Origin of the sequence: Staphylococcus sp. AS1337, from assembly GCF_051408735.1 — a bacterium.
Classification (GTDB): Bacteria; Bacillota; Bacilli; order Staphylococcales; family Staphylococcaceae; genus Staphylococcus; species Staphylococcus xylosus_B.
The window spans coordinates 296022-317572 of record NZ_JBOIHZ010000003.1; the positions used below are offsets into that span (position 1 = coordinate 296022).

A 21551-nucleotide genomic window follows, 5' to 3' on the forward strand; every position below is an offset into this window, starting at 1 on the left:
TTAACGCTGAATTGACCTTGCTATCATTGATACCGTATGTCTTTCTCCTCTAATAGCTTTACTTAACTCAAATATATTATTTACTGGAGCTAACCCTCCAAATCCTGCATCACCAATATGCTGTATATCTACACCACAAATTTTATTACGAATTGCAAAATCTCTAATTGTGCTTGGATCAGAACTTTCTTGACTTGTGCCAATTGCCGACATAACTAAACCACCATGTTGATGAACTGCTTTAACTATTTCTTTTAACTGAATTTCATCAAAACCTGGTACAGTACCAATTGATGGAGATAAAATAATATCTGCACCAGCATCTATAAATTTATTTACAAATTTTTTCGTAATTACGGGTTCATCGACACCTGAACTATGCATCTTGCCAGCTATAATTAATCCACTAAAATTTGCTCTTGTATCTGAAATAGCATTGACAATTCTTTCATTAGACACCCCAGTACCTGGATTTCCTGTCATGCAAATAAAATTTATGCCTAATTGCTCTAATGCTTTTACTGTTTTCGGGCTTGCCTGTCTACCTTCACTTATATTTAACTTCTCTTCTGTCATTGTTGCTTGAATATCTACTGGTTCTAAATTCACACCAATTGGTCTGGCTACAAGTCTTCTTAATTCTTTAATGACATGCTTATTCTTATCTATATTTACAATCTTGGGATCAAATGCATCTAGTCCATTTAATAAAATCAAGTCTGCTCCAAATGCTCTTGATAGCTCTGAATTCGTAATATCAGGAATAACAGGTGTGCGAGTTACGACATTTTCCGCTAGTACAACACGACCATCACTTGCCTTTATACTTTGTTTTAATTCATCAGATGTCATTTCTACTATTTCTGAAGCATTTGCACTTATTAATCTTTTCACCATATTATCTCCCCTTTATTTTTATTCTTCAGTTTTCTTCATATTCTCTGCTTCTTTTTGTTCTAACTGTAGGTTATATTTTTCCATTGACCGATAAAAAGGATAATAAAGTAAAATGTCTACTAGGATACATACCATTTGAATCACAGACCCACTGTAATGACCCGTTGCTAAAAATCCACTTATTATTGGTGGAATCGTCCAAGGCATCGCTGTACCATTTGTAAGATGTACCAATCCACTTGCCATAGCAAAATAAGTTATTGTTGCATTAATCATTGGAGCTAAAATAAACGGCACGATAAGTCTCACATTTAACACTACTGGTAAACCAAACAATGTAGGCTCATTAATATTAAATATACCCGGCATTAGTGTCAGTGGTGCCATTGTCTTCGTAATCTTACTAGAGCGTTTCTTAAATGCTAAAATTGCAATCACAATTACCAGACCAATGGTTGAACCACCGCCACCCATAAACACAAAATTATCTATAAATGGTTGTGTAATAATATGCGGTAATTCACCATGTGGATTAGCTTGATATGCTAGACGGTTTTCATCTATATTTTTCAACCATATCGGTTGCATAACAGCATTAACTACATTGGCACCATGGATACCTACAAACCAAAATGCGCTATTGAGACCAACTAAGATAATTGTTCCAATCAAAGTGCCCCCCATAAGACTCAATGGAACACCCAATGTATTGACAATAAGTTCATGAATATTACCGAAAGGTAAATTATCTAGCATTATATAGACAATTAGCCACATAATAATGATTACAGCTCCTGGTATTAATGCGCTGAAACTTTTAGAGACAGCTGGTGGGACCTGATCAGGCATTTTTATTCTTATATTTCTATTAATAAACCATTGAAATATTAAACCTGAAATAATACCAACAATTAAAGCAACGAATAGCCCCTGACTCCCCATATACATCTGCGGGATCGCTTCTTCTGGTGTCTTTCCGCCAGTCATTACTTTTGGTGTCACAACTAAAAAAGCAGACATAGAAATTATCCCAGCCGAAACACCATCTGTATTGTATTGCCGTGCAATACTATGTGCTACTCCAAAACTTGCTACCAATCCCATTAACCCGAACGTACCATTAACTGCTTTCATTAAATATGGTTGAATACCTTTTGATTCTAGCCATTCAATCCATCCCGGTACTGCAATGCCACTGATAACTAAAAATAATGAGCCAATGATAATTAAAGGCATTGCAACTATAATCCCATCCCTTAATGAAATTAAAATTTTATTAGACCCCAGTTTTGAAGCAGTAGGTAACAAATACTTTTCTAATGTGTCATTTAGCTTACTCACATTAACACCCCTTATAAACCCAAACTGAAAACATATTTAAAATTTCTATAAAAGTATAGATGAATTATCTTTAAGTGATTTTCACCACTAAGCGTGCCACTTCTCCTCGAGCTAAACGGTCAAAGCCTTCATTTAGTTCGTCTAATGATAAAGTATCTGTTAATAATTGATCTACAGGTAGACGCGATTGTTTATATAAATTTATAAACCTTGGTATATCTCGTTCAGGGACGCAACTCCCTACATATGAACCTTTAACTGTGCGTTCTTCTGCTGCAAGTGTGACTTGTGGAAAAGAAAAATTATGCTTTGGGTCAGGCAGACCAGTTGTAGTAGTCGTGCCACCACGTTTTGTTATTTGATAAGCAACTTCCATTGCTGGCACAACTCCAGCAGTTTCAAAAGCATAGTTAACACCCCCACTTGCATAGGCTTTAACATTTTCAACTACATTATCATCTCCTGAGTTAAATACTGCTGTTGCACCTAATGACTGTGCTAACTTAAATTTATCTTCATTTATATCTAATGCTATAATCTCACTTGCACCTGCAAGACGAGCACCTAAAATAGCATTAAGCCCAATACCACCTAATCCTACAACTGCTACTGTGCTCCCTGCACTAATGTTAGCTGTATTTATAACTGCACCAATTCCTGTTATCACTGCGCAACCAAATATGGCTACTTTTTCAAAGGGGATATCCTTATCTACCTTAACAATTGAATTGGTTGAAACAACTGCGTATTCCGCAAACCCCGAGATACCTAAATGATGATACATCGTTTGATCATCTTCTGACTGTAAACGAAAACCACCTGTTAACATTTCTCCTTTTTCGTTAGAAGCTGCACCATTTTCACATAGTGCTGGTCGTCCTTCTTTGCATGGGATACAGTGACCACAACTAGGAATAAATGTACATACGACATGATCCCCCTTTTCAAAATCTGTAACGTCAGGTCCTAATTGTATAACCTCTCCTGCCGCTTCATGACCTAATACCATTGGCATAGGTCTAGGACGACTACCGTTTATTACGGACAAATCTGAGTGGCATAATCCTGTAGCACCAATTTTTATCAACACTTCATTAGTTTTAGGTTCAGATAGTTCTAATGTTTCTATAGTTATAGGCTTGCTTTTAGCGTATGGCTCTATGCTTCCCATTTCATGTAATACTGCAGCTCTTATCTTCATTTAAAAGCCTCCTTGATTTATGTGTCTAAATAATTACAATAAATACTAATGTTAAAAGAATATTATTCATAGTATCCATCAGTAGATTTTCTTAATCCTTCAAATTGCTCTCTATCATGACCAAACCAAATTTGCGCACCTTTTTCATCGGCTAAACGTTTAATTTTTTCTACTGATTTAGTCCAACCAATTGAATCATATAAAATACCTGGAGGTTTTAACGTCTCTCCCATGCTCTCTTTCGTATAAATTGCATCGGAAGCTAATATTATAGTACCAAGCTCAGCACTTTCTATCTCTAAACCAACCATTCCCCATGCATGGCCACTACCATAATTTAAAATACGAACCCCCTCTACAAGCTTCAAATTATCTTCTTCTTTTTTAATCGTTCTCCATTTTAAGTTATTCTTAATCCATGCATCGATATCAGCCCAAATATAAGCACCTTCTTGTTGATTACGAGCATAAGTCTGCATCGTTCCATTCAATTCGTCATCATGAACGATAACGGTTGCATTGATAAAATATTCTAAGCAACCTGCATGATCTAAATGTAAGTGTGACGCCACCACAAAATCCACTTCCTTTGGATCCACATTGATTTGTTCCAAACGATTTGGTAAGTGACAGGATTCATCAGCAAAATAAGGAAATGCTTTTTGAGTAGCATTAATCCACCTACCATTCTCACCCATTGCATTGGGATTACATGCAGTATCAAACAATATTTTAGCTTCAGGATGATCTATAAACACTGTGTAAATTGGAAATTCGTGCATTTCATTTTTGGCTTCAGGGCTGTCTAAAGTAGCTTGATTTGAATTAGCAATCATCAAATTCTTATCCATTTTCATACGTCCATTATCTAAAACATACATTTTCATGCGTTCTTTATTCACATTCACCATCACGATACACCCCTTTTCAAATTGTATAATTACATTATAATTGTAAACGTTTACAAAAATCAATTTTTTATTTATTTTAAAATTCAATAATTGTTATTCTAAGAAACAATACGCTTAAAAATAAAAACGCAGTGCAGAAATCTAAAATAATTTCTTTAGACATCTGACTGCGCCATTAACTTCATTTCAATCACTAATATGATTATAATTTAGTTATATTTATTCAATTGGAATATTTCATCATCCACGATAACTTCTACATTAGCATGTTGTCGCAATATACTGGCAGGTAACGATTCGGATATATCACCTTCTAAGAGTTGTTTAATTGCATATTGTTTATGTTCACCTAATGCCAACAAAATAATCCTCTTCGCTCGCATAATAGATGAAAGGCCCATCGATATCGCTTGTTTAGGTACATTTTCAATTGTTTCAAAGTTTTTACTATTCGCCTTAATTGTTGAAGAGGTCAAATCCACTACGCTCGTCACGCTATCAAAAGATGTATACGGCTCATTAAAACCAATATGCCCATTTTCACCAATTCCTAAAATTTGAATATCTGCAGGACCTATATCACGTAAAAGTCGTTCGTAATTCCTAGATTCTTGTAAAACATCTTTTGCATTTCCCATTGGTAAATGTATATTATCCTTTTTCCATGAATCATTATGCTTAAATAAATGTTCATTCATATACACATGATAGCTCTGTTCATGATCTGGTGCTAAACCAACATACTCATCTAAATTAAACGTAACCGCACGTGATAAATCAACTAGATTAATATTTAATAATTCTGATAGATATTTATACACGCCTATCATTGTACTGCCTGTGGCCAAACCTAAAACTGTATTAGGTTTAGTCTTAAGTTGTTTTAACAGCTCAGTTGCTAAGTATTGACTAGCTATAGTTTGATTCTTCAAATTTGTAACATTCATCTTTTCACCATATCTTTATTCAATATTTGATATCCTTTCCTATCTTTTTACATGTTGTATTACAATTTTTCATTCTCTAAAAGCGTCTCAACTTCATTTTTTATCGTAGTAACATGAGGACCATATATAACTTGAACGCCATTCCCTTTTTGAATAACTCCTCTAGCTTGCGTGGCTGTTAGCAAAGATTTATCCACTTCTTCATCACTGTTTAACGTCACTCTTAAACGAGTAGCACAGCAATCAACTACATCTATATTTCCTTTACCACCAAGTGCTTGAACTATTGTCTTAGCACGATCCGTTGCTTCTACAGTTTCTGTCGTCGCTTCATCTTCACGGCCCGGCGTTTTGAAATTGAACTTCGTTATCAAGAATCTAAAAATAATGTAATATATCATAAACCAGATTATACCAACCGGGATTACCCACAAGAAATTTGTTTTAGAATTTCCTTGAAGCACACCAAATAATAAAAAGTCTATAAAACCTCCACTAAAAGTTTGGCCTACAGTTATATTAAAAATGTCTGCCATCATAAATGCTAGTCCGTCTAAAAATGCATGAATCACATATAATATAGGAGCAACAAATAAAAAACTAAATTCTAATGGTTCTGTAATACCTGTTAAAAACGATGTTAAAGCTGCAGAGAGCATCAATCCTCCTACAACTTTTTTACGTTCTGGTTTAGCTGTATGGTAAATTGCTAAAGCTGCCCCACAAAGCCCAAACATCATGGTAATAAATCTACCAGACATATATCGTGAAACACCTGAAAAGTATTTTGTAACGTCAGGATCCCCTAATTGTGCAAAGAAAATATTTTGTGTCCCTTGAACCATATGTCCTTTAACTTCTAACGATCCTCCCAAAGCTGTTTGCCAAAATGGTAAGTAGAAAATATGATGCAATCCAAAAGGGCCTAATAATCTCAAGATAAAGCCAAAGAAAAACGTACCAATTATCCCTGTTTTGTCTACTAATCCACCGACACCAAAGATCCATCCTTGTACTGTTGGCCAAACGAAAAACATAATGACACCCAATACAATCGAAGCAATTGCTGTAATAATCGGTACAAAACGCGATCCTCCAAAGAAGCCAAGGTAGTCAGGTAGCGATATTTTATGAAACTTATTGTGTAAAAGCGCTGTCATTATACCAGTGACGATTCCACCAAATACCCCTGTTTCTACAGTTTGAATACCTAGTACCATACTTTGTCCTACTTCAGTTAAATTGTCTTTTGCTAATGTTCCACTTATAGTTAACAAACCATTCATAGATGCATTCATGATTAAAAACCCAAGCATTGCTGCTAATCCAGCAGTTCCTTTATCACTCTTTGCCAACCCTATGGCTACACCTACCGCAAATATAACTGGTAAGTTTTGAAAAACAATATTCCCAGCAGATGACATTAAAATAAAAATATTCTGTAATAAACTAATATCTAATACTGGATAAGCTTTAATCGTATTCGGATTACTTAATGCACCACCGATGCCTAATAATAATCCTGCTGCCGGCAAAATTGCTATGGGTAACATAAATGATTTCCCAAATTGTTGTGCTCTTTCAAACAATTTACTCATAATAGCTAACCTCCTAATTAACCTAAATATACAATCACAGAAAATAATAATCAATATTTATTTTTATATTGAAAATTATTTTCATAAAACGATTTACTTCGCTTGCAATAACCATATAAATCCATACAAAAAAGAGGCCGACATTTATAAATGTCTTAGCCTCGGATAATATATTGGCAATGCCTAACAATATTGATATTGAAAGTCAGCTCTCATAATTTTTACAATAAAAGTTGCTATACTAGTACAAGGTGAACGGAAAAGTTAGTTTGAAAAATATTTTTGTCCTAATCTTTTGTAAGATAATTATTTAAAATATGCCACCTAATGTAACCGCCATAATTGCTTTAATGGAATGTAATCTATTTTCTGATTGATCAAAAATAACAGCATGCTTCCCTCTGAATATATCGTCTGCAATTTCCATTTCAGTCAGACCGTATGTTTCATATATTTTTTGACCTACTTCTGTGTTCACATCATGAAATGCTGGTAAACAATGTAACACTATAACATCTGGATTCATCGTATTCATTAGCATTGCTTCATTTACTTGGTAAGGCAATAATTGATTGATACGGGACTCTAACAATCCATCATCTTCGCCCATAGAGAACCAAACATCTGTATAAATTGCATCAGTTTGATATATCGCTTGTTGAATATCATCAGTAATCAAAATTTCACTTTGTGAATCAGCAGCATATTTTTGAGCCAATATTTGAATATCTTTATTCGGTTGTAAAGATTCTGGTGCAGCAATATGAACATTAACACCTAATATTGCGCCAGTAATTAATAAATCATGTGCTACATTATTTCTAGCATCGCCAACATAAGTTAATGTCTTTCCTTTTAAAGTGCCCCAGTTCTCTTTTAAAGTGAAGAAATCCGCAATCATTTGTGTTGGATGCCATTCGTTAGTTAAGCCATTCCACACTGGTACACCAGCGCTTGTTGCAAGTGATTCTACGTCTTTTTGGTGATGTCCTCTAAATTCAATACCATCATACATTCTACCTAATACTTTTGCAGTGTCTTCTGCAGACTCTTTAACTCCTAAGTGAATATCTCCTTGTCCAAAATATTCAGGGTAGGCACCTAAATCATAGGCAGCAACACTGAAAGCTGAACGAGTTCTTGTAGACGGTTTTTCAAATAGAAATGCTAAATTTTTACCTTTTAAATAAGGATGCGGGATATTACGCTTTTTCTTTTCTTTTAATTCACCAGTAAAATCAATTAAAGTGTTCAACTCATCAGCAGAAAAATCGCATGTTTTCAAAAAATGTTTACCTTTAAATGTCTGTAACTTGTTTAGTGCTGTTGTGTACGCCCCAATTACATCACTCCAATATTTTTATAAGATTTATATACATAATAACTGTAATATTAAATAAAATCAAGCATAAATATACCTTTTAATGTATATTATTGAATTATCTCATAATTATTTTATCTTAAGAAACTCTATTTTTGATTATTTCTACACATAAGCGTAATTTTATGTCACTTAAGTAATTAAAATATCTGACAATAAACACTTATGAAGTTAAAAGTTTTATTTATGCGTTGCAAAATATTCATTAGCTTTTTTATAGTATCTTTATGTTGTAATAAGTTAATCAATGGAGGTGAATTGTGATGTTTAAAGAAATCTTAGCTCTTATAAAACAAATCGCTGCTCATTTTGTTTCTGGCGGTTTTCAAGAAAAATAAACAAGTACATTATTGTTCCACTTCAAAAACCTCATAATTACATTAAATTTAAAAAATGAATATAGTAACCAGTCATTAAGCGTCGATTTATAAAAAGCCTATTAACTATCCCACCATAGCTTAATAGGCTTTTTATTGTGTACTTATTATCAAATTTTATAATTAGTTTTTGTATAATAATTTCATATTCATTCAAAAAGTGGATATGAAATTTTATTTTCAATTTATTACATACAAAACAGGAAGTATAATCAATAATTTTAGTAAAAATTGATTTCTGTCCTACTTCCTGCTTTAATCTAAGTTCTTTATTCAATTGGTTATAATGTCTTAAAAAGCTTCCTTATTTTCACTTATACCTCTCTCTTCTGGTGTTTTTAAGAAGCGCGTCATAATAGCACTAGCTACATATAACCCAAATATTAAGTACATCATACCTTTTACGCCAATACTATCGTAAAACAATGCAACTAACCCTGGTCCAGCAAAAACACATAATCCTGCTCCTAAATTCAATATTGCCATTGCTGGGCCTTTGTCACCATCATGAACAAGAGACGGTACAAGCGCCGATATTGGCACGAAACCTGCTAAACACATCCCCCATAAAAACCCAACAGTTCCTACGATAAATACATTCCCTGTAAAAATTTCAGGGATAAAATATAATCCTAAAGTGAATACAGCACAACCGACACCGCCGATATATGAAATGGTATTCTTCCATCCTATTTTGTCGCTCAAAGCCCCAAATATTATATTAAAAATAATATTGGCTATAAAAATAGTCCCCCAAATATTCAGCCATGTTGTTGTAGCTATACCTTTGGTTGATAAATATATTGGAAGAAACAATGGAAATGCGTATTGAGCTGCTTGGTTTATAATTCTTACAATACAGGCTACTGCTACACGAGGTTCTCTTTTTAATATTGTAATACCAGCACCCATTTCTTTCAGATGGGTTTTAAAACCACCTTCTTTATGTTCAAGTTCAAATTGATCACGATTTACAAATACTGCCAAAAATGTTCCGATAAGTACCCAAATAATAGCTGTCCATAAAGTAAAGAAATGCCCAAATAATTGAATTGTAATTGATGAATAAAATGAACCAAGGACACTTAATCCTCCTGTAAATACAAACCAAAACCACCCAACAGCTGCACCTAAACGTTTTTGTGGAGAACGATATGCAACCCAAACTAAAAATGAATAAGCAAATAAAGGATAACCAAAACCTCTAATTGCATATGACGGTATCATCATTTCATAGTTCATAGCTGGAATTGCTAGACCTACAAAAATAATATGTCCAATAATATATAACAATGTACCTAATAACATTACTTTTCGTGGCCCAATCACTTCTACTAAGACACCAGAAAACCATGACCCTATGGCAATAGTTACACCATAACAAGTGGTTAATAATGCTGTTTGGTGTACGGATAAACCTTGGTCATGTAAATATGGGCTAATCCACGCTAATTCTAGACCATCTCCCATCATAAATATAAGTACACCCATATAGCCCCATATTAATGTCGGTGGTATTCCCATTTTAGCTAATTTATCATTCATCTATAACACCCCTGTTTATAAAATATAATTTCTAATTATCCTTAATTTCAAGAATATTTTCCCCTAATGCTAAAGTTACTTTATCCATAAAGTGCTATTCATAAAATTGGAAAACGCTTTCAGATATTGTAGTTATTTTATTTCATTTTTTTATTTTATGCAAATTTATTTTCGTTTGTTTTCGTTATTTTAGGTTATTAGTAATGAAATGTTGAAATTCAAATTTTAAAAACGTCATGCTGACCCATTCTTTCTTGTTTGAAAAGTGTATTTTCTCAAAAATATAATAGATTTTTAATGGAATTTTTTATTTAACAATGATTGAATTTTTTTATGAATGCGATTACAATTAAGGATATTTAGTCATCATATGACTTGATGATATCTATTTTATGGGAGATGTGATTTTTATGATGCTTCTTGTTGCTTTTAGTGCAGTTATTGTTCCGTTTATTTTCTTAGTATTATTACGTATGTCTGCATTAAAAGGGATGGCGATAAGTGCAATTATTATAACGTTATTAGGAATTTTTGTTTGGGGAATGAATGGCGATGTTATTATTGCATCATTATTACAAGGTACGCACAAAACACTTACTATTCTTTATATTTTATTCGGCGCTCTCTTATTACTCAATACATTACGTCAAACTGGTGCAGTAACTCGTATTAATGAAGGGTTTAAAAAGATATCAGGTGATATGCGTGTCCAAGTTATCTTAGTCGCCTTTTTATTTGGTTCTTTAATTGAAGGTGCCTCTGGTTTTGGAACGCCTGCAATGGTAACTGCTCCACTAATGGTTGCGTTAGGGTTCCGTCCGATTATCGCAGTTGTAACTGCACTAGTTGCAGATAGCGTAGCCGTTTCATTTGGTGCTGTTGGTACACCTGTCCTTGTAGGACTTAGCACATTAAATGACGCAGATAGTTCTTTCTTTCAATCGACGGCAGAACGTATTACAACTTTAGATTTATTGAGTGGTATTTTCATACCTATTATTTTAATTACTGCAATGGTGATATTCTTCGGCAAAAATAATAAACTTAAATCGATCGTTGAAATGTTACCTTGGCTTGCTCTAATTGGTATTGTTTATGCAGGATCTGCTTTTGTGTATTCCTTTTTATTTGGCGCAGAATTTGTTGCTATTTTAGGTTCTTTAACTGGATTAATCGTTGCTGTTATTACCGCTAGAAAGGGCTGGTTATTACCAAAAGAAGAATGGACAGATGGCTTGAATCCTGATTATGAAGTTAGTACAAAAGAACAACCAATGCCATTGTTAACTGCTTGGGCCCCTTATTTAATGGTTGTTGTCTTATTGTTACTCACAAGAACTGTTCCAAGTATCAAACATTTTACAACGAATGTATTGGATATTTCTTGGAATAACATTTTAAATTTTGAGTCAATCACATCTGAATGGGAGATTTTATATTCACCAGGAACTATCCTTATACTTTCAGCGATTTTTGCTGTTTTTATACAGCGTAAACCATTAAAAGATATAGGTCATGCTAGTCTCGATTCATTAAATACCATCAAGACAACTGGAATTACACTCATTGCTACTCTTGCAATGGTACATGTATTTATTAACTCTGGCATTAATACACATGATTTAATCAGTATGCCAGAATATATAGCTAAAGATATGGCACACTACTTAGGACCTATTTGGTTATTTGTCGCTCCATTTTTAGGTGCGTTAGGTTCATTTATAACAGGAAGTGCAACTGTTTCTACATTGACATTCTCACCTATTCAATTAAATATTGCTCAAACAATTGGTGCCGAACCATTCACTGTATTAGCAGCTCAAATTATCGGAGCAGCAGCCGGAAATATGATATGTGTACACAATGTTGTAGCAGTTTGTGCTGTTGTTGATATGCCTGGCAAAGAAGGAAGTGTTATTAGAAAAACACTCGTACCTGCGTTACTATATTGCCTACTTGTAGGTATAAGCGGTTTCCTATTTACGTGGCTATTCTTTTAGCTAAAAAAACGTCTTGCCATTAAGCAATAGCAACATGTCTTAAAAATTAAATTTAGAATTGGACTTATCAATCAATAACTTAAAACTAAATTTCAGTTTAAGTGTAATTCATATGCTATAAAATACATTAAAGTCCCACTAGCTCAATCAAAAGAGAAGTGGGACTTTTTGTTATCTTAAATTATTTAATTGTCATCCTTTAAATACTTAATGCTAATAAAGTTTAACAGAGAAATTATAACGGTTCCTGGTAAAAGGACTCCCCCGAGATTAATTAAAAAATGATTAGGCTTACAAACCTTAAAGGTAAAGTATCATCAGCATAATTAGAGGATGATGATATTTTACTAGAAACTTTTTCTTCAAATGTTTAAAATTTTTAGTTTGTGTTGTTATAAATCTCGTTAAACCTTTTTATTTTCCAAACAATCATTTCTTTGTTCAAACTAAAACATGAGACTCTACTCTCTATTCTTAATAATAAACCTTTATAGTTTGATCATTACCTTAGATGATAATTTAGAATTTGCAGCTATTTCAAAAGCTTCTCTAAAGTTTTCGATATCATATGTTTGAGTAATCACATTAATTATCTTCTCATTTTTCGCTAACACTGTTAAAGCATCTTCAATTTCTCTATTAAAACGATAACATCCACGATAAGTAGCCTGTTTGATATTAATCGGACTTAAGTTAATTGGTGAAGCTTTATCCTGTAAATTACCAACTTGAATTATTGTACCACCTATATTTACAGCCTTAAATGCAGTCGTTACTGCTGGAGCAGCTCCAGAACACTCTAGTACTATATCGTATCTATCTTCAGGAATATTATTATCTGTAATATTTAATGTTTCGATATCACCTAAATTATGTGCACGCGCTAATGGTTCTTCTAACATATCACTTATCGTCACGCTTTCTGCTCCCAAGGTATAACCTGCACTTGCAGCTAGTAATCCAATTGGACCAGCTCCTGACACAAGTACTTTTTTACCTGTAACACCACCTGCTAAATTAATCGCATGCATGCCCACACTAAGTGGTTCAGCTAACGCTCCCATCTTTAAAGAAACTTTATCTGGTAGTGGTAATATTTGCGCTTTATCTACTAGCATTTTTTCTACCATACCACCTTGTTTATGTGGTAAATATCTAGCCGATCCTAAATATGAACCATTCGGCCATATCTCTGGATTATGTGGCGCATGTGGTAATTTATCCCCATAGGTAGCAGGGTGCACTGTAACTTTTGTCCCTTTTGGGAGTATCGTTCCTTTATAATCCATAGATTCAAGTAAAACTCCGCTTAATTCATGGCCCGGTATTAATGGTTCTCTAATCACTGCTGGACCACTGGCACCTTCTGCCAAATAGTGTAAATCCGAACCACATATACCCACATACTTAACTTCTATAAGCACTTTTTCAGGATTATTTTGTGCACTTATTTCTTCAACTTCTTTTAATTCAATATCTTCTTTTCCATTAATAAATACAGCTTTCATCGTATTCATTCTCCTTTCAAATTAAATAATCATATTTAAAATCAATACAAATACTAGGCCGCAAACTGATATCGCTGTCTCTAAAACGGACCACGTTAAAAAAGTTTCTTTTACAGTCAATCCAAAATATTCTTTAAAAATCCAAAATCCAGTATCATTCACATGTGAGAATATAATACTCCCTGCGCCAATGGCTAATGTTACTAATGCTAGATTAGCATCTGTGGCTTGTAATAAAGGCAATACTATACCTGTAGTAGATAAAGCGGCAACTGTTGCTGAGCCTTGTGCAACCCTCAGCAAAGAAGAAACAATCCAAGCTAATAAGATTGGGGACATACTAGAGCCGACAAACATGTGCTCAATTGTTTTTCCTACACCTCCATCAATCAAGATTTCCTTAAATGAACCGCCTGCGCCTAAAATAAGTAACATCATACCAATTGGAATAATGGCAGATGTAGCGCTGTCCATAATTTGATTCATTGTCCTCTTTCTACGAATCCCCATCGAATACATAGCAAAGAGTAATGAAATTAGCATTGCTATTGGTGCATTACCAATAAAATAAATAGCACTTTCAAATTGATTGGTTGCACCATCTTGATGACCAGTGATCATTTGTACAATTGTCGCAAATAACATCAATATAACTGGTAACAATGCAGTAAATACACTAAGTCCAAACCCTGGTTGATCTTTTTCTTCAATCGATACTTCAGAAACAATATTGGTCATATCAATTTCTTTACTATATGCACTCGGAGACAATTTAGGTAACATTTTGACTAATAAACCACCAACAATGACCACCGTTGGAATCGCTACCATGAGTCCATATAATAATACTTGTCCTAAATTGGCATTTAACTCTTTTGCAATGACTACTGGACCAGGATGTGGAGGTAAAAAACCATGCGTTACCGAAAGGGCAATAGCCATTGGTATACCAATCTTCATATGTGATACACCTAAGCGCTTTGCAATTGTAAACGCTAAAGGTATCAATAGTACTAATCCAACTTCAAAGAAAAGGGCAATACCAATAATGAATGACGCTAAAATCATTGCCCATTTAATATATTTCTCACCAAATTTATCTATAAATGTATCTGCAATTCTATTTGCGCCACCACCATCAGCAAGAAATTTACCTAAAATAGCTCCTAACCCAAATATTATTGCTACACTTCCTAAAGTACTCCCCATACCTTTTTCAACAGTTTCTACTATCTTGTCTAGTGGCATACCTAAAATCATACCAGTAAAAATTGATGTCACTATCAAAGATATAAAGGCATTAATCTTGCATTTAATAATTAAAAATAACAGTACAATAACACCTAATACAACACTAATTAATGGCCAGAACTCTCCAAACATTTCAACACTCTCCTTTTGTCTCATATGTAGCTGTCCATAGCTTTTATAATTTCTACACTTGTTCCACATTATGAAATGTTATATCATATAATAGAATACTTTATTAGTATAAAGCGAAAATGAAAACGTTGTCAATTTGAGGAGTGGAATTATGTCAAATGTTCAATCAATCGATCGTGCATTAAATTTATTAGAATTGATATCACATCATAGCCCGATATCATTAAATGAACTTGTAACAAAAACACAATTATCTAAAACGACTGTGCACCGTTTAGTTAAATCTTTAATCGATAATCATTATGTAAAACAAAATCCATTAACACACCAATATGAATTAACTTATAAATTATTTCAATTAGGCTATTCTAGCATCAAAAACATTGACTATTTGAATATCGCTAAAAGTTTTATTAGTCAACTTTCTTTCAAAGTCAATGAAACGTGTCATTTAGTCATTGAAGATAAAAATGAAATTCTTTATATTGAAAAATTTATTCCAAATGACGCGATTTATACAATGGCTTCTAAAATAGGTCTACGCGCACCTATGTATTGTACTGCCGTGGGAAAAGCAATATTATCTAAGTATGATGACTATACGATTCAAGCTGTTTGGGATAATTCTAAAATTATCCCCTACACAAAGCACACTATCACTAACTTTGATGATTTTATGGAGGAAATTGAAATGATTCGTAAACAAGGTTATGCAGAGGATAAAGAAGAAAATGAAGAAGGCATTTATTGTATTGGCACTTATTTCGTTAACTATCGTAATGAAGTACAGGGCGCGATTAGTTTGTCCTTTTCAACAACCCAATTGCAAAAAAAAGAATTTTATATTACTCAACTCCAAAATACAGCAAATAACATTTCAAAAAATTTAGGTTTTATAAATTCTTAATATTATCATCATCGTTATTATTTTGATAAAGTACAGTTAAATCATTTATTATATATGGGTACTACGTGGGGATGGGATATGCATATGAAATTTAAAAGTATAACGTTATTAACGTCAGAATTGGAAGAAACAAGACAGTTTTATGAGGAAACATTAGAGTGTACGGTTGAAATCATTGACCAAGAATCATTTATGGTTGAAATTGGTGAAACAGAATTGTATTTTAGACATGCACATGACATTAACCAACCTTATTATCATTTTGCTATTGATATTCCTTATAATCATTTTTTTGAAATGAAAAACCATTATCAAAACATTTTATTTCTATTAATGGAGGACAAACAACATACAACTTACTTTGAAACTTTTGCTGCACATTCTGTTTACTTCAATGATCCTTCTGGAAATATTGTCGAATTAATTGCTAGAGTCTCTAATATGGCGGAGGAACCTGAATTTTCAAGAATTAGCGAGATTGGTTTTGTATGCAATGATACAGAGTCTGTCTATCAAGCTTTAACACAATATCAGTTGGAAACGCATGAACAAAGACAATTTGTACCTGACGACTTGAATTTTCTAGGTGATAAACATGATGAAAGTTTTATTTTATTAACGCCTGAACATAGACGGTGGTTCTTTTCTGAAAAGACATCATTCGCCTTCCCAATAGAAATTAAAACGCAACAATTTGATTTAACTTATGACCACTTTCAACAATGGCATATAATGCCATCATAATTATGACATAATAAAAGCGATACACATTTCACATATAAAATCAGCAATTTTGATTTCACACGTATGCGCATCGCTTTTTCAAAATATTCAAGACTTTTCTGGTCTCGGCCATATAAAATAACTTAAAGCTATCAATAAATCTATCACTAATATTAAAGTCCATAGTTTAATTACATGAACCAGTGCTGTTAGATAACCGGAATATCCGACAATTCCAATGATTATCCATAGCAATCCAGTACCTATAATATAGGCAAACACATGTCTAATCCAACTTATTAAATATTTTTTTGCATGCTTAATTCCAGTAGCTTTGATAGGTCGTTCACCTGTTTTCAAAACGAAGTATTTAAATCTTTTATCTGCCCATCTAATCATTTGTTTACCAAATGCTATAGAAACACCTATATAAACTGCTGCTATACCATGTGGCATTGTAGCCGCTGCCCCGTTTAACAAATCTAAGCTCATAGTAATAACTAAAGTTAAATCAATAACAGGCGTAAGTACCAAGAAAAATAATCCTAACTTTTCTCTCCTCATCACATAGCGTGATATCAGTCCGAGTACAATAAACACCCAAAATAATATTTCTGCTGCTATAAGTAATATTACAATCCAATTCATATTTTCACTCCTTTAACCAAGAATTCACTTCATTTACTACTAACTGAATAATATCTTCATTTGCTATCATTTCTGAGTTTAATAATTTATGCAATGCTAACCCATCTAATAAAGCGTGTGCTTTTATAATTGACAAATTTTGATTCAACGAATTATCTAATAAATCGTGTTTGTCTAAATACGTTATTGATAACTCAATTAATGACTTAATTTCATCCCTCATGAATTCTTTGCCAATCTGATGTAATTCATAATGAAAAGCCATCCAAACTTCCATATCGGCATGTCGTTCTTTATCAAGTGGTATAACAGCCAACAGACCTTGTATTACTTTATCTACAATGGATAATTCTTCATTACTATATATGTCTTGGATTCTTTGCTTAACTTTTGCTATAACTTCCAAAAATACCATTTCAAGTAACTTGCTATGATTCGGATAATAATAGCGTATTTGTCCTGGTGTCATTTTTGCTAAATTTGCAATGTTCCTAACTGTCGCACCTTTAGCACCTTCATTTACTATGGATTGCCATGCAAACTGAACAATTTGCTTTTTTTTCTTTTCGTGATCTACAATTTTCGGCATCTTCGTCATCCTTTTTAATACAACTGTGTTAATTAAGCCCAAATAAAGGGAGTCAAATTATTCACTTCATCTTAACACTTTTTAATACAACTGTGTTAAAAAAGAGAAAATAAAGACACAAAACATAGATTGTGTCTTTATTATTTTTATTAATTTCAATTTATTCTGTCACTTGAGATTTATCACTGACAAACTTTTTTAACGTTTTGTTCAGCCCGTCTTTCGCTTCTTGATCATAGCCATATGTCCCATCTTCATTTGCAGTAATATGCTTATCTAAAATAAATCTACCTTTATGAATCGTATCTGCACCTAGCTCTTTAATCACTGGGTCTAAGCTATATTGAATCGCAAGTACATGCGCAAATGTGCCACCTAATGCTAAAGGTAATACAGTTTTCCCAGTAAATGCACCACGTGGTAATAAATCGAGATAAGTCTTAACTATACCTGAATATGCTGCTTTAAAGACTGGAGATACAATGATAATGCCATCTGCATTTTCAATTTTTTTGTGCGTTTCATTAATTGAATCATTTGAAAAATCTGCTGTAATTAATGCTTCTGCATCTAACTGATGCACATGAATGATGTCAGTATCAATACCTACATCATTCAAATATTGTTCAGCATAATCCACTACACCTGTTAAACGTGATTGTATTTTATTGCCACCTGCAATAATTGCTACACTTGCCATATTAATGAACCCCTTCCCTCAGCTTTATATAACATCACTCTAATAAACAACACAAAACATGCTGACTTCAAATGATAATTATTCTATGAGCCTACCGTATCATCAATGATTAATACTGTCATAGCATTCGTCTTAAAACTCAATTCTTTACTTATATCTCAATCAAATAATTATTGTGGAATCTGTTCGACTATAACAATTTCATTTTTTAAATTTACGTAAGCACATGTCCTAGTATCAATACTTATATGCCACTTGTAAATTCCTGATTGAGCCATTTCATCACAAAAGCTTGGAAAATCTGTTTCACCTATTTGATGTTGTTTCAATGATTCTTGTATTTGCTCTTTGTCTGTATGGTGTGATATAGGTACATTATTCTTCACAACTCTATCTATAATTTGTTCTCCACTTTGATGCGTATATACTGTAGTTCTATTTTGAATATCAACGGTATTAATTGTTATACCCATTGCTTTAAACGCTTAAAATAGTTTTGGAAAATCTACCCCAGTATATTGTTGATGTGCTTGTTGAATTGCAGACAATGAAAAAGTCATAATCTTTCTCCCTCGGTATTTTATTTTTTACCATCATACTTTAATAGTTTGACAAAACAAGGTTTCCTGCAATCAAATATATTGTAATAACTTTACACAAAATAAATAAAATTATTATAAGATTTTAAATAAAAGTCCTTTTGCTTATCAAATTAAATTGTCAGATGTATAATTGTGATAGTTTTTTAAAAGGAGTGGTATGTTATGAGTACATTTTCCAACGAAGAAAAAGTACAAATTTTATCTGATATTGTGGCAATGAACACAGTAAATGATAATGAAATTGAAGTGTGCGAATATATTCAAAAACTATTTGCACAACACGGTATTGATTCTATGATTGATAAAATTGATGACCGTAGAGCTAACTTAATTGCTGAAATTGGCGAAGGGCAACCTGTTATCGGTATTTCCGGTCACATGGATGTTGTTTCTGAAGGTGATCATAGCCAATGGACTTACGAGCCATTCACATTAACTGAAGACGATGGTTTCTTGTATGGTCGTGGCGCTGCAGATATGAAATCTGGTCTTGCCGCTTTAGCCATTGCATTAATTGAAATCAACAACACACAATCATTGAAACAAGGACGTATTAAATTCTTAGCTACAACTGGTGAAGAAATGGAGCAACTTGGTTCACAAAGTTTATACGAAAAAGGTTATATGGACGATGTTGAGGCACTTGTAATAGCTGAACCATGTCAAGATATGATGGTTTATGCACACAAAGGTTCAATGGACTATCGTATAAAATCTCACGGTACATCCGCACATAGCTCAATGCCAATCCTCGGCTTTAACGCAATTAAGCCCTTAATCGAATTTATTCAAGATATTGATGCTTCTTATAATAAAATTTCCAAAGAAGTAAAAGGCAATGCTTTAGATTTTACTCACTTTATAGATAGAATGAAACAATCCCTATCTGCAACATATGCTGCAGAAGAAATTGAAAATGCTCTACAAGGCCTTGTAATCACAAACACTTTAATTAAAGGCGGCGTTCAAGTCAACTCTGTACCAGAAGATGCAGATGCAGACTTCAATATTCGCACAATTCCAGAGTATAATAACGATCAAGTTAAAGCATTGTTTGACGATACACTTGAAAAACATAATACTAACGGTGCTAGATTAGAAAGTGATTTATATCTTGATTTAGACCCTGTTCTGACTACAGGTGAAAACAGCCTAATCGATACTGCTCAAACAATTGCTAAATCAGCGTTTGATAAAGATTTCATTGCAGCTCCAATCGGTGGCGTTACAGATGCTTCTAATTTATTACGTGGTAAAGATGAAAACTTCCCATTCTTAGTATTTGGCCCTGGTGAAAAACCACACCAAATTGACGAACGAGTTGAAAAATCAATGTACTTCAAATTTATTGACTTCTATACAGACTTATTAACTACTTACACAAACAACCATAAATAGAATGAATCATTAAATATGAAAAAGGGCTTAACTCTTATGTATTATAAGACTTAAGCCCTTTTTCATATTCTTTATGTTATTCCATATATTAATAATTTACATACAGTTACTATTGCCAAAAATATATCTATTGTTGTATGGTTGTTCCTATATTTTCGCCATCTTGTAATTTTTGAATAATATGTGATTCGCTTCCTGCTGCAATCACAACTTTCTGGCAGCCAAGTTCAATTGCTTGAATTGCATCTTGTACTTTTGGAATCATTCCTCCATATATCAATTCTTGATCGATAAAACACTGAATACGTTCTGCGTTCAACGTAGATTGCACTTCTTTATCGATTAATACGCCTGGTATATCACTTAAAAGATAGAGTGGCGCATTAAGTGCTTGTGCTATTTTATAAGCTAATGTATCCGCGTTAATATTATATAATTGTGACGTTGCTTGATTCATACCAATTGAAGCAATAACTGGAATAAATTGGTCCGTTACTTTATCAAATACAGATGTATTTATATCTTTGGGTTCACCTACGTATCCATATTTCTCGTCTAGTGGCGCTACATCAAAAAGTTTAGCATCTATACCATTCATACCAATACTTTGTATATTAGATTGATTAATTTTGCTTACTAGATCTGGATTTACAGTACCTATTAACGTTTGACTAGTTACTGACAATACTTCTTCTGTCGTAACTCTTAAACCATCTTCAAACAAAGGCGCCACACCTTGTTGCTCTAATGCCTTATTTATAAATGGCCCGCCACCATGAACTATGATTGGTTGATAGCCTTGTTGCTTTAATTTAGAGATATCCTCAATCGTCGAATCATGTAAATTAGTTAAAGTGCTACCGCCTATTTTTATAACAATATAACTCATCTGACA

The 21551-nt window shown here is 33.2% G+C and carries 18 protein-coding genes and 1 pseudogene; 4 read left to right on the plus strand and 15 right to left on the minus strand.

The genetic code is table 11. The features are described from left to right. From ACSUE0_RS06915 to ACSUE0_RS06950, 8 genes are all read right to left on the minus strand, one after another. Positions 1-897, minus strand: coding sequence for a DUF7916 family protein (locus ACSUE0_RS06915; protein ID WP_436956695.1), 897 nt, complete (start codon positions 895-897; stop codon positions 1-3). An 18-nt stretch (positions 898-915) separates the two neighbouring features. Further along, on the minus strand, positions 916-2238 hold the full coding sequence (locus tag ACSUE0_RS06920) for a PTS sugar transporter subunit IIC (protein WP_436956697.1): 1323 nt from the start codon (positions 2236-2238) through the stop codon (positions 916-918). A gap of 70 nt (positions 2239-2308) precedes the next feature. Beyond that, positions 2309-3439 (minus strand): zinc-dependent alcohol dehydrogenase family protein, encoded by a 1131-nt coding sequence (locus ACSUE0_RS06925; protein ID WP_436956699.1) that lies wholly within the window; start codon positions 3437-3439, stop codon positions 2309-2311. A gap of 62 nt (positions 3440-3501) precedes the next feature. Beyond that, positions 3502-4350, minus strand: coding sequence for an AhlS family quorum-quenching N-acyl homoserine lactonase (gene ahlS / locus ACSUE0_RS06930; protein WP_436956700.1), 849 nt, complete (start codon positions 4348-4350; stop codon positions 3502-3504). Positions 4351-4559: 209 nt separating this feature from the next. Then, positions 4560-5297 (minus strand): glucosamine-6-phosphate deaminase, encoded by a 738-nt coding sequence (nagB, locus tag ACSUE0_RS06935; protein WP_436956702.1) that lies wholly within the window; start codon positions 5295-5297, stop codon positions 4560-4562. 59 nt (positions 5298-5356) lie between these two features. Beyond that, complete coding sequence (gene ptsG, locus ACSUE0_RS06940; RefSeq protein ID WP_436956704.1) at positions 5357-6895, minus strand: glucose-specific PTS transporter subunit IIBC; 1539 nt, start codon at positions 6893-6895, stop codon at positions 5357-5359. A gap of 310 nt (positions 6896-7205) precedes the next feature. Next, entirely contained in the window at positions 7206-8237 is a 1032-nt protein-coding gene (gene argF, locus ACSUE0_RS06945; protein ID WP_436956768.1) for an ornithine carbamoyltransferase, read from the minus strand. Positions 8238-8944: 707 nt separating this feature from the next. Then, positions 8945-10198 (minus strand): MFS transporter, encoded by a 1254-nt coding sequence (locus tag ACSUE0_RS06950; RefSeq protein ID WP_119614360.1) that lies wholly within the window; start codon positions 10196-10198, stop codon positions 8945-8947. A gap of 410 nt (positions 10199-10608) precedes the next feature. Between ACSUE0_RS06950 and ACSUE0_RS06955 the strand changes: the two genes are divergently transcribed. After that, on the plus strand, positions 10609-12198 hold the full coding sequence (locus ACSUE0_RS06955) for an L-lactate permease (RefSeq protein ID WP_119614361.1): 1590 nt from the start codon (positions 10609-10611) through the stop codon (positions 12196-12198). Between the two features lie 488 nt (positions 12199-12686). Here ACSUE0_RS06955 and ACSUE0_RS06960 read toward each other — a convergent pair whose 3' ends face one another. Beyond that, positions 12687-13706 carry an alcohol dehydrogenase catalytic domain-containing protein gene (locus ACSUE0_RS06960; protein WP_119614362.1) on the minus strand — a complete coding sequence of 340 codons (1020 nt, stop codon included), beginning with the start codon at positions 13704-13706 and terminating at the stop codon, positions 12687-12689. 21 nt (positions 13707-13727) lie between these two features. Further along, complete coding sequence (locus ACSUE0_RS06965) at positions 13728-15089, minus strand: gluconate:H+ symporter (protein ID WP_119614363.1); 1362 nt, start codon at positions 15087-15089, stop codon at positions 13728-13730. Between the two features lie 151 nt (positions 15090-15240). Between ACSUE0_RS06965 and ACSUE0_RS06970 the strand changes: the two genes are divergently transcribed. Together ACSUE0_RS06970 and ACSUE0_RS06975 are read left to right on the plus strand one after the other, a co-directional pair. Next, the gene (locus tag ACSUE0_RS06970; protein ID WP_436956706.1) at positions 15241-15996 is read left to right on the plus strand and encodes an IclR family transcriptional regulator; all 756 of its coding nucleotides are present in this window, start codon (positions 15241-15243) and stop codon (positions 15994-15996) included. Between the two features lie 84 nt (positions 15997-16080). Beyond that, on the plus strand, positions 16081-16740 hold the full coding sequence (locus ACSUE0_RS06975) for a hypothetical protein (RefSeq protein ID WP_119614374.1): 660 nt from the start codon (positions 16081-16083) through the stop codon (positions 16738-16740). Positions 16741-16827: 87 nt separating this feature from the next. Here the strand turns inward: ACSUE0_RS06975 and ACSUE0_RS06980 are convergent, their stop codons facing one another. From ACSUE0_RS06980 to ACSUE0_RS06995, 4 genes and pseudogenes are all read right to left on the minus strand, one after another. Then, positions 16828-17367, minus strand: coding sequence for a hypothetical protein (locus ACSUE0_RS06980; protein WP_119614364.1), 540 nt, complete (start codon positions 17365-17367; stop codon positions 16828-16830). A 4-nt stretch (positions 17368-17371) separates the two neighbouring features. After that, complete coding sequence (locus tag ACSUE0_RS06985) at positions 17372-17956, minus strand: TetR/AcrR family transcriptional regulator (protein ID WP_119614365.1); 585 nt, start codon at positions 17954-17956, stop codon at positions 17372-17374. 160 nt (positions 17957-18116) lie between these two features. Continuing rightward, positions 18117-18656, minus strand: a complete 540-nt coding sequence (gene ssuE / locus ACSUE0_RS06990) for an NADPH-dependent FMN reductase (protein WP_119614366.1) — start codon at positions 18654-18656, stop codon at positions 18117-18119. A gap of 170 nt (positions 18657-18826) precedes the next feature. Then, positions 18827-19216 (minus strand): annotated as a pseudogene (locus ACSUE0_RS06995) (DUF1398 family protein). Between the two features lie 204 nt (positions 19217-19420). On the opposite strand from ACSUE0_RS06995, the gene ACSUE0_RS07000 reads away from it, so the two are divergent. Beyond that, positions 19421-20656 carry an ArgE/DapE family deacylase gene (locus ACSUE0_RS07000; protein WP_119614367.1) on the plus strand — a complete coding sequence of 412 codons (1236 nt, stop codon included), beginning with the start codon at positions 19421-19423 and terminating at the stop codon, positions 20654-20656. A gap of 127 nt (positions 20657-20783) precedes the next feature. Here the strand turns inward: ACSUE0_RS07000 and argB are convergent, their stop codons facing one another. Then, positions 20784-21545, minus strand: a complete 762-nt coding sequence (gene argB / locus ACSUE0_RS07005; protein ID WP_119614368.1) for an acetylglutamate kinase — start codon at positions 21543-21545, stop codon at positions 20784-20786. Between the last annotated feature and the right edge of the window lie 6 nt (positions 21546-21551).

Bases quoted from the DNA above. Each gene is read 5' to 3' on its own strand.
- ptsG (WP_436956704.1), bottom strand. From the start codon at position 6,895: ATGAGTAAATTGTTTGAAAGAGCACAACAATTTGGGAAATCATTTATG.
- ACSUE0_RS06960 (WP_119614362.1), bottom strand. From the start codon at position 13,706: ATGAAAGCTGTATTTATTAATGGAAAAGAAGATATTGAATTAAAAGAA.
- argB (WP_119614368.1), bottom strand. From the start codon at position 21,545: ATGAGTTATATTGTTATAAAAATAGGCGGTAGCACTTTAACTAATTTA.
- ACSUE0_RS06950 (WP_119614360.1), bottom strand. From the start codon at position 10,198: ATGAATGATAAATTAGCTAAAATGGGAATACCACCGACATTAATATGG.
- ACSUE0_RS06985 (WP_119614365.1), bottom strand. From the start codon at position 17,956: ATGCCGAAAATTGTAGATCACGAAAAGAAAAAAAAGCAAATTGTTCAG.
- ahlS (WP_436956700.1), bottom strand. From the start codon at position 4,350: ATGGTGAATGTGAATAAAGAACGCATGAAAATGTATGTTTTAGATAAT.
- ACSUE0_RS06925 (WP_436956699.1), bottom strand. From the start codon at position 3,439: ATGAAGATAAGAGCTGCAGTATTACATGAAATGGGAAGCATAGAGCCA.
- ACSUE0_RS06915 (WP_436956695.1), bottom strand. From the start codon at position 897: ATGGTGAAAAGATTAATAAGTGCAAATGCTTCAGAAATAGTAGAAATG.
- ACSUE0_RS07000 (WP_119614367.1), top strand. From the start codon at position 19,421: ATGAGTACATTTTCCAACGAAGAAAAAGTACAAATTTTATCTGATATT.
- ACSUE0_RS06980 (WP_119614364.1), bottom strand. From the start codon at position 17,367: ATGAATTGGATTGTAATATTACTTATAGCAGCAGAAATATTATTTTGG.
- nagB (WP_436956702.1), bottom strand. From the start codon at position 5,297: ATGAATGTTACAAATTTGAAGAATCAAACTATAGCTAGTCAATACTTA.
- ACSUE0_RS06955 (WP_119614361.1), top strand. From the start codon at position 10,609: ATGATGCTTCTTGTTGCTTTTAGTGCAGTTATTGTTCCGTTTATTTTC.
- ACSUE0_RS06965 (WP_119614363.1), bottom strand. From the start codon at position 15,089: ATGTTTGGAGAGTTCTGGCCATTAATTAGTGTTGTATTAGGTGTTATT.
- ACSUE0_RS06970 (WP_436956706.1), top strand. From the start codon at position 15,241: ATGTCAAATGTTCAATCAATCGATCGTGCATTAAATTTATTAGAATTG.
- ssuE (WP_119614366.1), bottom strand. From the start codon at position 18,656: ATGGCAAGTGTAGCAATTATTGCAGGTGGCAATAAAATACAATCACGT.
- ACSUE0_RS06975 (WP_119614374.1), top strand. From the start codon at position 16,081: ATGAAATTTAAAAGTATAACGTTATTAACGTCAGAATTGGAAGAAACA.